Source organism: Longispora fulva (assembly GCF_015751905.1).
Lineage (GTDB): Bacteria > Actinomycetota > Actinomycetes > Mycobacteriales > Micromonosporaceae > Longispora > Longispora fulva.
Map to the genome: position 1 here is coordinate 1083857 of NZ_JADOUF010000001.1, position 12932 is coordinate 1096788.

Annotated in this window: 10 protein-coding genes; 7 read left to right on the forward strand and 3 right to left on the reverse strand. The window is 73.6% G+C overall.

Features of this window, described 5'->3' with window-relative positions; genetic code table 11:
* Nucleotides 1–2: 2 nt before the first annotated feature.
* Genes IW245_RS04765 through IW245_RS04790 form a run of 6 tightly spaced genes read left to right on the forward strand, consistent with a single transcriptional unit; the run spans nt 3 to nt 6721 of the window.
* The gene (locus tag IW245_RS04765; protein WP_197001978.1) at nt 3–1544 is read left to right on the forward strand and encodes an amino acid adenylation domain-containing protein; all 1542 of its coding nucleotides are present in this window, start codon (nt 3–5) and stop codon (nt 1542–1544) included.
* Nucleotides 1541–1762: a phosphopantetheine-binding protein gene (locus tag IW245_RS04770; RefSeq protein ID WP_197001979.1), complete on the forward strand. Its 222-nt coding sequence runs from the start codon at nt 1541–1543 to the stop codon at nt 1760–1762. The genes IW245_RS04765 and IW245_RS04770 overlap by 4 nt, the downstream gene beginning before the upstream one ends.
* Nucleotides 1759–3072 carry a flavin monoamine oxidase family protein gene (locus IW245_RS04775; protein WP_197001980.1) on the forward strand — a complete coding sequence of 438 codons (1314 nt, stop codon included), beginning with the start codon at nt 1759–1761 and terminating at the stop codon, nt 3070–3072. The genes IW245_RS04770 and IW245_RS04775 overlap by 4 nt, the downstream gene beginning before the upstream one ends.
* Before the next feature lie 9 nt (nt 3073–3081).
* Nucleotides 3082–4788, forward strand: coding sequence for a class I adenylate-forming enzyme family protein (locus tag IW245_RS04780; protein ID WP_197001981.1), 1707 nt, complete (start codon nt 3082–3084; stop codon nt 4786–4788).
* Nucleotides 4785–6134 (forward strand): KamA family radical SAM protein, encoded by a 1350-nt coding sequence (locus tag IW245_RS04785; protein ID WP_197001982.1) that lies wholly within the window; start codon nt 4785–4787, stop codon nt 6132–6134. The genes IW245_RS04780 and IW245_RS04785 overlap by 4 nt, the downstream gene beginning before the upstream one ends.
* Before the next feature lie 2 nt (nt 6135–6136).
* A complete protein-coding gene (locus IW245_RS04790) occupies nt 6137–6721 on the forward strand; it encodes a TIGR03086 family metal-binding protein (protein WP_197001983.1) in 585 nt (194 codons plus the stop codon).
* Between the two features lie 12 nt (nt 6722–6733).
* On the opposite strand, the gene paaI is transcribed toward IW245_RS04790, so the two are convergent.
* The 3 genes from paaI to IW245_RS04805 form a co-directional block, all read right to left on the reverse strand.
* Nucleotides 6734–7156: a hydroxyphenylacetyl-CoA thioesterase PaaI gene (paaI, locus tag IW245_RS04795; RefSeq protein WP_231398663.1), complete on the reverse strand. Its 423-nt coding sequence runs from the start codon at nt 7154–7156 to the stop codon at nt 6734–6736.
* 58 nt (nt 7157–7214) lie between these two features.
* Complete coding sequence (locus IW245_RS04800; protein WP_197001984.1) at nt 7215–9935, reverse strand: AfsR/SARP family transcriptional regulator; 2721 nt, start codon at nt 9933–9935, stop codon at nt 7215–7217.
* A 659-nt stretch (nt 9936–10594) separates the two neighbouring features.
* Nucleotides 10595–11299: an alpha/beta hydrolase gene (locus tag IW245_RS04805; RefSeq protein ID WP_197001985.1), complete on the reverse strand. Its 705-nt coding sequence runs from the start codon at nt 11297–11299 to the stop codon at nt 10595–10597.
* A gap of 312 nt (nt 11300–11611) precedes the next feature.
* Here IW245_RS04805 and IW245_RS04810 point away from each other — a divergent pair, with 312 nt between their 5' ends.
* A complete protein-coding gene (locus tag IW245_RS04810) occupies nt 11612–12802 on the forward strand; it encodes an ROK family transcriptional regulator (RefSeq protein WP_197001986.1) in 1191 nt (396 codons plus the stop codon).
* Nucleotides 12803–12932 lie beyond the last annotated feature (130 nt).

Sequence of the window (12932 nt, forward strand, 5' to 3'; positions counted from 1 at the left end):
GCATGACGCCGACCACCGTGGGCGTGCGCGACCTGGCGGAGGACTTCGCGCACGCCGTCCGGACCCACCCGGGGCGCGCGGCAATCATCCACAACGGACGGTCGATGCGCTACGCCGAGTTGCACGAGCGGGTCCGGGCCGTCGCCGGCGCGCTCGGCCCGGACCCGGGGACGGTCGCGGTGTTCACCGCCCGCACCCCGGAGACCGTGGCCGGACTGCTCGGGGTGCACGCCGCCGGCGGAGCCTACTGTCCTGTCGACCCTGGCTACCCGGTCGAGCGGCAGCGGGCGATGCTGGCCGCCGTCGGCTGCCGGACGGTCCTGCTCACCGGGCCGGGGCAGGTAGCCCCGGACGGCGTGCGGGTCGTGGACCTGACGGAGGACCGGCCGCCCGCAGGGACGCGGCCGGCGGACCCGGCACCGGGCCAGGCCGAGGCCCCGGCACCCGCAGGGACGCAGCCGGCGCCCGATCCCGAAGCCCCCGCCTACCTGCTGTTCACCTCCGGATCCACCGGCGCACCCAAGCCGGTGATCACCCCGCGTCGGGCGATCGCCACCACCGTGGCGGCCCTGCGGACCCTGTTCGGGATCACCCCCACCGACCGGGTGCTCCAGTTCGCCTCGCTGAGCTGGGACACCTGCTTCGAGGAGATCTGGCCGACCCTGACCGCCGGGGCCGCCCTCGTGCTCGACGACGAGGCGCACACCGGCTCGTTCCCCCGGTTCCTGCGGATGGTCGCCGAGCGGGGCGTCACGGTGCTGGACCTGCCGACAGCGTACTGGCACGAGCTGGTCCGCCACCTCGCCGAGGACGGGGCCGCGCTGCCCAACGGGGTGCGCCTCCTGGTGATCGGCGGCGAGGCGTGCAGCCCGGCCCGGCTGGCGGACTGGCACGACCTGGACACCGCCGACGTCCGGCTGCTCAACACGTACGGCTGCACCGAGACCACGCTGATCACGCACGCCGCCGGCCTGGACCTGCCGGTCGGGGGCGCGGTGCCGATCGGCCGGGCGCTGCCGCACGTCGTGGAGCGGATCGGCCCGGACGGCGAGCTGCTGATCGGCGGCCCGGCCCTCGCCACCGGCTACCTCGGGCTGCCCGGTGCGACCGCCGAGCGGTTCGTCACCGGACCCGAGGGGCGGTTCTTCCGGACCGGTGACCGGGTGGCCCGTACCCCCGAAGGGTCGTTGTTGCACCTGGGCCGGCTCGACGGCGTGGTGAAGATCCGGGGCGTGCGCGTCGACCCGGCCGAGGTCGAGGCCCTGGTCGGCGCGCACCCCGGCGTGGGCGCCGTCGCAGTGGCCGGGGCCGAGGTGGCCGGCCGGACGATCCTGGCCTGCTACGTGGTCGCCGCCCCGGGCGTCGACCCGGCCGGCCTGCGCGCCGCGCTGTCCGGCGACCTGCGGACCCGGCTCCCGGGTCACCTGGTGCCGGGTCGGATCACCGTGGTTGCGCGGCTCGCGCACACCGCGAGCGGAAAAGTCGACCGGGCGGCGACGCACCGGCGGTATTCGCCCGACAGGGCAGGGGAGGACGAACAATGAACGTTGACGGGGTGATCGACATCTTCCGTCGGGTACTGGAGACCCCGGAGGTGCACGCCGACTCCGACTTCTTCGAGCTGGGCGGCGACTCGCTGCTGGCGACCCGGATCCTGAGCGGGGTCGCGCGGGCCACCGGGGTGGAGCTGTCCTTCGACGACTTCCTGCTCGCGCCCACCCCGGACGCGCTCGCCAAGCGGATCGGGAGCCTGGTCGCATGAGGGTCGTCGTCGTGGGCGCCGGGCTGGCCGGTCTGACCGCCGCCCGGCAGCTCGTCGCCGGCGGGGCCGACGTGACGGTCCTGGAGGCCCGGGACCGGGTCGGCGGCCGCACGCACGGCATCGAGGTCGCGCCGGGCGGCTGGGTGGACGCCGGGGCCGCGTACCTCGGGGACCGGCACACCGCGCTGACCGCGCTGATGGCGGAGCTGGACGTCAAGACGACCCCGACCGGCATGGTCGGGGACAGCCGCTTCGAGCTGGGCGACGGTGACGCCACCCGGCCCGGACGTTTCCCCCCGCTGAGCGCCGTGGCCCTCGGCGAGCTGTTCGACCTGCTCGCGGACCTGACCGCGAGCGTTCGGGTCGACGCGCCGTGGCTGACCCCGGACGCGGCGGTGCTCGACGCCACGACGGTCGCCGAGTGGGTGCGGCACAACGTCACCCACCCGGACGCGCGGCTGTTCTTCCCACTGTTCCTCGGCGAGATGATGGCCGCGGACCCCGCGGACGTCTCGGTGCTGCACATGGCGTTCTACCTGCGTTCGGGCGGCGGGATCCGCTACCTGAACGCGTTCGAGGGCGGCGCGCAGGCCGACAGGGTCGACGGCGGCGCGCACCAGCTGTGCGAGCGGCTCGCCGCGGGCCTGGACGTCAGGCTGTCCGCTCCGGTCCGCGCGATCGACTCCGACGACACCGGGGTCACGGTGCGCGCCGCCGGCGGGGAGTGGCGCGCCGACGCCGTCGTGGTCGCGGTCCCGCCGCGCCTCGCCGACGCGATCGCCATCACCCCCGCTCTGGGGGTACGCCGCGCCACGCCCGCCACCGCCCCCGGCTGCGCCGTCAAGGTGCACCTCGTCTACCCGGCGCCGGTGTGGCGCGAACACGGCCTGTCCGGCTGGTCCGTCAACGCGCACGGACCGCTGCTGTCCACTGTGGATGACTCGCCGGCCGACGGCTCGGTGGGCGTGCTGACCGGGTTCGTCACGGGCGCCGAGGCGCACGAGTACGCGGCCCTGTCGCCGGCCGAGCGGCGCGCGTCGGCCGTCGCCCAGGCGGCCAGGCTGTTCCCGATGCTCCCGCCGCCGATCGGCTTCCACGTCACCGACTGGGTGAACGAGGAGTACAGCCGGGGCTGCTACGCGGCCCTGTTCGGACCCGGCGACTGGATCACCCTCGGCCCGCACCTGACCACCCCGCACCACCGGGTGCACTGGGCGGGCACCGAGACGAGCACCGAGTTCTTCGGGCTCATGGAAGGCGCCATCCGATCCGGCCAGCGCGTGGCCGCCGACATTCTCACCCTCTCCTAAGGAGGAACGATGACCACCTCGATCGCCCCGCTGGCGGCCCGGCAGCAGCTGATGACGGAGCCGGAACTGGGGGCAGGCAACTTCCTGGACCACGCCCTGGCCGTGAACCCGAACCGGTCGGTGCCCTACGCGTACAGCCACAGCGTCGACCACCGCGGCCAGGTGGTGATGCGCGGCCACAGCCTGCTGGACCTGGCGGCCCTGCGCGACCGCTACGCCCGCTGGTACCACACGGCCGGCGTCCGCGCGGGCGACCCGGTCGGCATCGTCGTCGCCGAGGGCCTCGAACCGCTGATCCACTTCCTGGCGCTGTCGGCCCTGGGCGCGATCCCGGCCATGGTCAACGACGCGATGCGCGCCGACGTGATGGTGCGCTACCTCAACCACGTGGGCGTGGTCGGCATCGTGGCCGACGACACGACCCGGCTGGCCTCGGCGTACCGGGCCGATCCGCAGCACCGGCCCCGGTTCCTGGCCCTGGCCGCCGAGGTGCAGGCCTTCGACGCGGAGTCCGCCGCGCTGCCCGAGGTCTACCCGTACCGGCACAAGGCCGACGACGTGGTGGCGCTCATCCACTCGTCGGGCACCACCGGCACGCCCAAGTCGACGATCCTGGCGCACCGGCAGTTCTGGGACGGCAAGCAGCCCCGGATGGTCCGGTTCCCGGCCGAGTCGTACGACAAGCTGATGTGCCTGATGCCGCACACCCACGCCGGCGGCCTGAGCTACTTCATGACCACCACCCTGCTCGGCGTGCCGACCATGGTGATGGGGGACTGGCGGCGCGAGGTCGTCGAGCCGGTGATGGAGGCCTTCCAGCCGACCATGATCGCGTCGTTCCCCCGGTCGTTCGTGGAGCTGGCGACCGGTGAGCTGCCGGTCAAGGGCGCCGCGAAGGTGCACTCCTGGTTCAACACCGGCGACTCGGCGCACTACGGCCACATCCGCCGCCTGGCGAGCCTCGGCGAGCGGCCGGCCGGCCTGATCAAGCCGTGGCTGCTGCCGTCGGACCTCGCCGACGAGGAGGCCCTGGCCGGTTCCCAGTTCATCGACGGCCTCGGCTCCTCCGAGATGGGCATGGCGCTGTTCGGCCAGGTCACCACGCCCGAGTCCGTGCGCGACGACCGGTGCGTGGGCAAGCCCACCGAGGTCGTGATCGCCGCGGCCGTCCTCGACGACGACGGCAACGAGGTGCCCGACGGCACCGTCGGCATGCTGGCGGTCAAGAGCCCCTCGCTCACCCCCGGCTACTGGAACAACGCCCGACTGACCGCGTCCTTCCACCTCAACGGGTACTGGCTGACCGGCGACGTGGCCCGCAGGACCCCCGACGGCCGGTTCTACCACCTCGACCGCACCGTCGACGTGATCGACACCGCCGCCGGCCCGGTGTACAGCCTGCCGCTCGAGGAGATCCTGCTCGCCGACTGCGCCGAGCTGGTCCGGGACTGCTCCGTGATCGGCGTGCCCTCGGCCGACGGCACCGGGCAGGCCCCGGTCGCAGTCGTCCAGCTGCAGGCCGACGCCGCCGACGCCACGGAGGAGCTGGTCCGCGACCAGGCCAACAAGGCGCTCGCCGACGCCGGTCTGGCGACCCTGGCCGCGGTCCGGATCGCCCGCTCCCCGGAGGACTTCCCGCTCGGCCCGACGGGCAAGGTGCTCAAGCGCGAGCTGCGCACCCGGCTCGCCACGCTGCTGGACACCGCCGGCCGATGACCGACGACGCCACCCGGCAGCCCTACCAGTACGTCCGGAGCACCCTGACCGAGCCGGACTGGCGACGGCTGCCGGGTTGGCGCGACGTCACCGAGGCCGAATGGCGCGACGCCCAGTGGCAGCGCGCGCACTGCGTGAAGAACCCCGGCCAGCTCCGCGCCGTGCTCGGCGACCTGCTCTCCGACGCGTTCTACACCGACCTCGCCGCCGACATGGCCCGGTACGCGACCATGTCCATGCTCCTCCCGCCGCAGATGCTCAACACGATGGTCCCCGGCGCGCCGCCCGATGACGCGGCGTTCCTGGCCGACCCCGTCCGCCGGTACATGCTGCCGGTGGCCTCCGACCGCGACCCCGACTGGCCGAGCCACCCGCTCGCCGAGCGCGACTCGCTGCACGAGGCCGAGATGTGGGTGGTGGAGGGGCTGACCCACCGGTACCCGACGAAGGTCCTGGCCGAGCTGGTGTCCACCTGCCCCCAGTACTGCGGGCACTGCACCCGGATGGACCTCGTCGGCAACTCCACCCCCCAGGTCGCCAAGGCGAGGCTGACGCTGCGCCCGCGCGACCGCCAGGAACAGATGCTCGACTACCTCAAGCGCACGCCCGGCGTCCGCGACGTGGTGGTCTCCGGCGGCGACGTGGCCAACGTGCCGTGGCGGCAGCTGGAGTCCTTCCTGCTCCGCCTCCTGGACCTCGACTCGGTCCGCGACATCCGGCTGGCCACCAAGGCCCTCGTCGGCCTGCCGCAGCACTGGCTGCAACCGGAGGTCGTCGAGGGCATGGCCCGCGTCGCCCGGATCGCGTCGGCCCGGGCGGTGAACCTGGCCGTGCACACCCACGCCAACCACCGCAACTCGGTGACCCCCCTGGTCGCGCAGGCCGCCAGGACCCTGCTCGACGCCGGGGTCCGCGACGTGCGCAACCAGGGCGTCCTGATGCGCGGGGTGAACGCGACCCCGGCGGACCTGCTGGACCTGTGCTTCGCGTTGCAGGGCGAGGCGAACATCCTGCCGTACTACTTCTACCTGTGCGACATGATCCCGAACGCCGAGCACTGGCGGGTGTCGGTGGCCGAGGCCCAGCGCGTCCAGGAGGCCATCATGGGCTACCTGCCGGGCTACGCCACCCCGCGGATCGTCTGCGACGTGCCCTACGTGGGCAAGCGCTGGGTCCACCAGCTGGTCGACTACGACCGCGACCGCGGCGTCTCGTACTGGACGCGCGACTATCAGGTCACCGGCGGCGATCCGGCCGGGCGGCACCCGTACCACGATCCGATCTCCACCCTGCCCGAGTCCGGTCGCCGCTGGTGGACCGACCGGCACGGCCGAAAGGCGACCTGAGCATGCTCGACCTGCACCGCCGGACCCTGGAACACGGCGCGGCCGTCGTCGCCGGCATCGGCGACGACCAGTGGGAGGCGGCGACCCCGTGCGCCGGGTGGACGCTGCGCGACCTGCTCACCCACATGATCCGGGAGAACCGGGGCTTCGCCGCCGCCGCCGACGGCGAGACCTGCGACCGGTCAGTGTGGACCTCGCCGGTCGGCCCGGACCTGCGCGCCGACTACCTGGCCTCCGCCGCGCGGGTCGTCGTCGCGTTCGGGACCCCCGGCGTGCTGGAGCGCCGGTTCTGGCTGCCGCTGATCGACGCGGACCTGCTGTACCCGGCCCGGCAGGCGGTCGGCTTCCACCTGCTCGACTACCTGGTGCACGGCTGGGATGTGGCCGTGTCCGTGGGGCGGACCGTGGACTTCGACCCGGACCTGGTGGCGGCGGTCACCGAGATCGGCTACCGGGAGGTGCCGGACGGCCCGCGCCGCCGCCGCACCGGGGCGAGTTTCCGGCCGGCGTTGCCGGTGCCGCCGGACGCCCCCGCGCTGGACCGGATACTCGCCCACCTCGGCCGCGATCCGCACTGGACACGGTGACGGGCGGGGGCGTCACTCCTGGACGGTCGGGGCCGGGAACGGATTTCCGGCCAGGGACACGCTCTGCCCCCGGAACTCGGCGACCACCCCGCCCGGACCGGTGACCGTCACGTCGTACACCCCGCTGCGGCCCTGCCGGACCCGCTCCACGGCCTCCGCGGTGAGCCGGTCGCCCACCTGGGCCGGCTGGAGGAACGTCACCTGCGCGGCCTGGGCCACGGTGACCGGGCCGTGCGAGTTGCACGCGTACGCGAACGCGGCGTCGGCCAGCAGGAACACGTACCCGCCGTGGGTGATGCCGTGGCCGTTGACCATGTCCCCGGTCACCAGCATGCCCAGCACCGCCCGGCCGGGGGCCACCTCGTCGAGGGTGACGCCCAGCGTCTGGCAGGTCAGGTCCCGGGCGTACATCGCCTCGGCACGCGCGCGGACCATCGTTCCTCCTGGGGCCGGTTGTGTCCCCGAGCGTGCCAACCGGCCCCACAGATCCACTTCAGATCCGGTACGAGTCCGCCGCGTCCACCCTGGGCAGCGACATGTAGCGCTCGTCCAGCCAGCGCTTCTGCCGCTGCTGGGGGAACACCACGTCCCGGTTGACCGGCTCCCGCGACCGCAGCGCGAGGCTGATGTCGACCAGGGTCCTGGCCAGCCGGCGGTCCGGCCCGGTGACCCGGGGCGCGTCGAGCGAACGGCCCAGGAAGTCCAGGTACGCGTCGGCGAGCTGCTGGTTGAGGTACACCCGCCCCCGGTCGAACTGCCCGAACCGGTCACCCTGGCTGCCCAGGGTCGCCTGGCACAGGATCATCGCCTGGGCGAAGCGCTCCTGTCCCCGGTCGACGGCCCCGGAACGGACCAGCACCTCCGCGTAGCCGAGCAGCATGATCGCGTACGACAGCGGGTCGCGGCCCGGGTCCAGGAACCGCAGCCCGCTCTCCAACGCGGCCCGGGCCTCGGTGTTCCTGCCCTGCCGGGCCCGCAGCGCGCCCAGGCCGAACGACGCGGTGCACGCCAGCCGGCCGTCGCCCGGTTCGAGCAGCTCGGCGGCCAGGGTCAGGTGCCCGTCGGCCTCGTCCAGCCGGAGCGGATCGCGGAGCAGGACCGCGCCGAGCTGGGCGTGCGCCTCACCGGCGGCGTGCCGGTCGTCCAGGGCCAGCGCCGCGGCCAGGCCCAGCTCGCAGGCCTCCGGCGGCAGCCCGGCGTCGGCGGCGTAGGTCAGGGCCGCCAGATGCCAGGCCAGCCCCGGGTTGCCGTGCGCGGCGACCCAGCGCAGCACGCCCGGTAGGTTCGGGCTCTCCGCGGCGGCGAACCGGTCGGCGTCGGCGTCGGACTCGAACGGCAGCCACTCCACCGGGCCGGACACCGGGGGCCAGTCGGCGTCGGGGGTGACCCGGCGGGCGACCCCGTCGTACACGGCCAGGTACCACCGGATGACGCGGTCCTCCACGACCGCGCGATCGGTGAGCGCCGCGCCGCACCGCCGTGCGTACCGCCAGATCATGTCGTGGAACCAGTACCGGTCCGGGCCGGTCTCCACCACCAGGTTCGCCGAGATCAGCTCGTCGAGCAGGCCGCGGGCCCGCAGCACGGACGTGCCGGCCGCCGCCGCGGCGAGCTGCAGACACACCGACGAGCCGGGTACGAGGCCCAGCTGGGCGAACAACCGCCCGGCCGCCGGACCCAGGCTGTCGTGCGCGTCTGCCAGCGCCGCGCGCACGGTGCGCGGGTCGTCGGCGACGGACAGCACGTCCACCCGCTCGCGCAGCTCGTCGGCGAACGAACTCAGCGTCTGCCGGGACCGGGCGGCCAGGGTCGCCCCGGCCAGCCGCAGCGCCAGCGGCCAGCCGCCGCACAGCTCCACCACCTCGGTGGCGTCCTCGCCGCGCAGCCGCTCGGGCCCGACGATCCCGCACAGCAGCTCGTACGCCGCCCCCGGGTCCAGTGGCTCGATGGCCAGCGTGCGCACCGCGTGGTGCGCGGTGAGCGCGGTCAGCCGCCGGCGACTGGTGGCCACGACCAGGCTGCCCGGGGTCGGGGGCACCAGCGGCAGCAACTGGGCCACGGAGCCCACGTCGTCGGCGACGAGCAGGACCCGGCGGTCGTGCACCAGGGTCCGGTACAACGTCGCCCGTTCCTCGGAACTGACCGGCAACTGCTCCACGGCCACCCCGAGCGCCAGCAGCACAGCGCCCAGCGCCGTGCCGGGCGACAACGCCTCGGCCTGCCCGCCGCCGCGCAGGTCCACGAAGATCTGGCCGTCGGGGAACCGGTCGGCCACGGAGTGCGCCCAGCGGACCACCAGCGCGGTCTTGCCCAGGCCGCCGGCCCCGGACACCACGAGCACCCGGGGCTCGTCGTCCGGCCCCGGCAACGCGGCCGTCAGCTCGCCCAGGTCGGCCCGCCGGCCGGTGAAGTGCCCGACACTCGCCGGCATCTGCGCCGGGCGGTGCTCCTCGACGACCCGGGACGGCTCGACCCGCGCCACCTCGCCGGCCGGGGCGTGCTCGGCGGAACCGTCGAGGACGGCCCGCTCCCTGCCCGGCCCGGCCCCCGCGACCTGGCCGCCGCGCAGGATCGTCGCGTGCAGGTCCCGCAGATCCGAGCACGGGTCCGCGCCGAGCTCCTCCGCGAGCTGCTCACGGAGCGCCTGGTATGCCCGCAGCGCGTCCGCCTGCCGGTTGCACCGGTACAGCGCGAGCATCAGCTGACCGGCCAGCCGTTCCCGCAGCGGGTGGGCGGCCACGGCGGCGGTCAGCTCCGCGACGAGCTCCGTGTGCGCGCCGAGCCCCAGCCCGGCCTCGAAGCGTTCCTCGAGCAGCCCGACCCGCAGCTCGGTGAGCCGGGCCCGGTCGGCGTCGGCACCGGGGGCGTTGACCCCGTCGAGCGGCTCGCCCCGCCATAGCCCGAGGGCCCGGCCCAGCAGGTCGGCGGTCTCCGCCGGGCTGCCGGCCGAGCGCGCGCGCCGGGCCAGGTCCTCGCAGCGGCCGAGATCGCAGGCGTCGGGCGCGAGGTCGAGCACGTATCCGGGGTGCCGGGTGACGAGCACGTCGCCCAGCTTGCGGCGCAGGGTCGACACGAGCCCCTGCACCCGGGAGCGCGGCGCGGCCGGCGGCCGGTCGCCCCACAGGCCGTCGATGATCCGCTCAGTGGACAGCACCGTGCGCGCGGACAACGCGAGGATCGTCAGCAGATTCCGTTCCAGGGGAGCGAGCGCCACGCCACTCCCGTTTGTCCGGACCTCCACCGGTCCGAGTAGGACTATGTCCAACAACGCAGCATCCTCGCTATCGTCGAGTTGGGACACGCTTCCCGCCATCCACCACTTTTGCGAGTGGTGCCCCGACACCCGCGGACGGCTGGGAAACGTTTTGCACGGTGCTGCCACGCACCGTGCGGTGGTCGATTCTCGTCCGTTCGGACGATTCAGAACAGCAGTCTGGCCGCCAACTTTGTTCGAATCATGGGTTGCCTGCCCGGCACCACGCATGGTGCCCGGGCGTCATTCATCAGTTCTCAATATCTCACCGGTGTCGAAAAATCGCCATGTTCTGACCGTCTCAACTCGGTCGCAGGTCCATGTCGGACAGCCAGATGTCAGAATTGTGCGCGCACACTCCACATATGACGAAAGGCGTGCCCGCGATTCATTGCCATTGGTCCGAAATTGACTCGGTGTTCAATTCTCCACGCTAATCGAGGTCGATATATACGCACGCCGATATGAACGCCGGGCGTCAGTTCGACGGTCATTTCCCGGGGCTTTCCGGTAAACGCGTCCGCGGTGTCCGACGCATGCCGAAGAATCACCGTCCGCCCGCGGCCGAGGTCCCCGGCGGCACGGCGACGGTGTCGACCCGAACCTTTCCCGTACGCGCGTCAGTCCCGGGTCGGCGGGTCGTCGAACAGGAACGTGTCGAGCGCCGTCACGATCTGGCCGGGGATGTCGTGGCCGCCGTCGAAGGGGCGCCACGCCACGTCGTAGCCGTGCCGGACCAGCAGGTCGTGGGCCTGCTCGCCGCCGGCAAACGGCACCTGCTCGTCATGGCGGCCGTGCGCGACGAGAAAGCGGGGCCGGCGCGGCCCGGGCGCGTGCAGCGCGGCGAGGGAGTCGGCGAGGACCACCCCGGACAGCGCGGCCACCCGGTCGACCCCGGCCTCTGCCAGCAGGCCCACATCGAGGGCGAGCATCGCGCCCTGCGAGAAGCCGGCGAGGGACACGGTGTCGGGCACGAATTGCTCCCGGACCGTCGCCAGCAGCGCGAGCACCGCCTCCCGGGCCGCTGTCACGAGCTGGTTCGGCCGGTGGTCGGCCGGCGGCTGGTCGTCCCAGGCCCACGCCGGGCGCTCGTCGGGACCCAGACGCCACCAGGCCCGGCCGTCGCCGAACTCCGGCAGCGGCCCCGCCGGCGCGAACACCCTGGTCCCCGGCCGGATCAGCGCCCGGCCGAGCGGAACCATGTCGTCGCCGGGCGCGCCCCAGCCGTGCAGCAGCACCACGGCGTGGCCGCCGTGTTCTTCCTCGGTCATTGTCGACAGGACGGCTACCTGGAGGCCGCCGGGGGGCGTGGGCGCGGAACTCATGGCCGGAGCCTACCGACCGGGTGCGACACCGCCGACGAACCTGGCCCACCGGATCCGGCCGCACCGGTGCCGGACCCCGTCGCACCTGGCCGCCCCCGCCACGCCGCAGGCCGCGACCGGCCGTCGCCGGCTGGCGGGAGCCCACTTTCTTCACTGTCCGGCCGTAGTTCCGGGCCGATTCGTACCCACCTCCGACACCATGGGCGATCCCGCGGAAACCCGTTCCCCGGGACCTCTTGCGCACCATCGACCGGAGTCATAACGTCTGCCTTCGGAGAAGTAACGACGGTGAATGAACGAAGTGGGGTCGCGGTGACGCAGCTACGGTCGGCGCAGAAGGGCACGAAGCGTTCGCTGCGGGCCCGCAACGACGTGCTGGTCCTGCAGAGCGTCGCGGTGGGCGACGGCCAGGTCGCCAGGACCGACATCGTCCGGGAGACGGGGCTGCCGGCGGCCACCGTGTCCGACATCGTGGCCAGCCTGATCGAGCGCCGCCTGGTCCGCGAGTCCGGCCTCGGCGGCTCGCGGGGCGGCAAGCCGCGGATGCTCCTGGAACTCGACCGCGACCACCACCGGTTCGTCGGCGTGCACGTCGGCCGCCGGCAGATCACGGCCAGCAGGTTCACCCTGACCGGCCGCGCCGAGCAGACCGTCACCATCCCGCACTTCCCGGGCGACGACACGATCGCGGTGGCCGCCTCGGCGGTGCACCGGCTGACCCCGGAGCGGGCCGGCGCGATCACGGCGATCGGCGTCGCGGTGCCGGGCATCGTCACCGGCGACGGGACCATCCGCGAGGCGGTCAACTACAACTGGCACATGCTCCCGTTCGGCAGGGACCTGTCGCAGCGCTGCGGTGACGTGCCCGTCCATGTGGTCAACGACGCGAACGCCGTGGCCCTGTCCGAGGTCGCGCTGTCCACCCAGTGGGGCGTCAGCGTCGTGCTGATCTGGATCGGCACCGGCATCGGCGCGGGCATCGTCCTCGACGGCCGGCTCTACGAGGGCCGCGAGTTCCGCAGCGGCGAGATCGGCCACCTCGACATCGGCACGTCGCTGCGCTGCCGGTGCGGCCTCGTCGGCTGTCTGGAGACGGTGGCCACCCTGCCGGTCATGGTCGGTGACGCGTCCCCGGCGGTCGTGGAGCGGTTCCTCGGCGGCGCGGACGACGGCGAGGCGCGCGCCCTGGGCGAACGGATCCGCCGCGGGGCCAGGGAACTGGCCCGGCTGCTGTCCATGTTGGCCGCCACCCTGGACGTCACGGACTTCGTCGCCGGCGGGCCGCTGGTCGGCGACCCGGTCGGACCGGCGTTGCTGCGCGAGACGAACGAGGCCCTGGCACTGCGGGTGATGCCCGGCTTCGCGCCGGTGACCCTGCGGTTCTCCACCCTCGGCGAGCACAGCGTCGTCATCGGCGCGACGGCGCACGCGATCTGCCAGGAGTTCGGCGTGATGCTCACGATGCCGGGCAGCTCCCAGAACGCGGCCGGGGTCGCCGTATGACGGCGGCGTAGAGCACCACCACCACCACGAACGGCGCACACCCGACCAGGTCGGGTGGCGGGAGAACACGTCCCTGTCAACGCGGATCGGGACCACGGGGAGCCACATCACGGATCCACCGACGACGGCA

What these genes read in the sequence shown, in the direction of transcription:
- IW245_RS04765 (WP_197001978.1), top strand. Translation starts at nt 3, where the DNA reads ATGACGCCGACCACCGTGGGCGTGCGCGACCTGGCGGAGGACTTCGCG.
- IW245_RS04770 (WP_197001979.1), top strand. Translation starts at nt 1,541, where the DNA reads ATGAACGTTGACGGGGTGATCGACATCTTCCGTCGGGTACTGGAGACC.
- IW245_RS04775 (WP_197001980.1), top strand. Translation starts at nt 1,759, where the DNA reads ATGAGGGTCGTCGTCGTGGGCGCCGGGCTGGCCGGTCTGACCGCCGCC.
- IW245_RS04780 (WP_197001981.1), top strand. Translation starts at nt 3,082, where the DNA reads ATGACCACCTCGATCGCCCCGCTGGCGGCCCGGCAGCAGCTGATGACG.
- IW245_RS04785 (WP_197001982.1), top strand. Translation starts at nt 4,785, where the DNA reads ATGACCGACGACGCCACCCGGCAGCCCTACCAGTACGTCCGGAGCACC.
- IW245_RS04790 (WP_197001983.1), top strand. Translation starts at nt 6,137, where the DNA reads ATGCTCGACCTGCACCGCCGGACCCTGGAACACGGCGCGGCCGTCGTC.
- paaI (WP_231398663.1), bottom strand. Translation starts at nt 7,156, where the DNA reads ATGGTCCGCGCGCGTGCCGAGGCGATGTACGCCCGGGACCTGACCTGC.
- IW245_RS04805 (WP_197001985.1), bottom strand. Translation starts at nt 11,299, where the DNA reads ATGAGTTCCGCGCCCACGCCCCCCGGCGGCCTCCAGGTAGCCGTCCTG.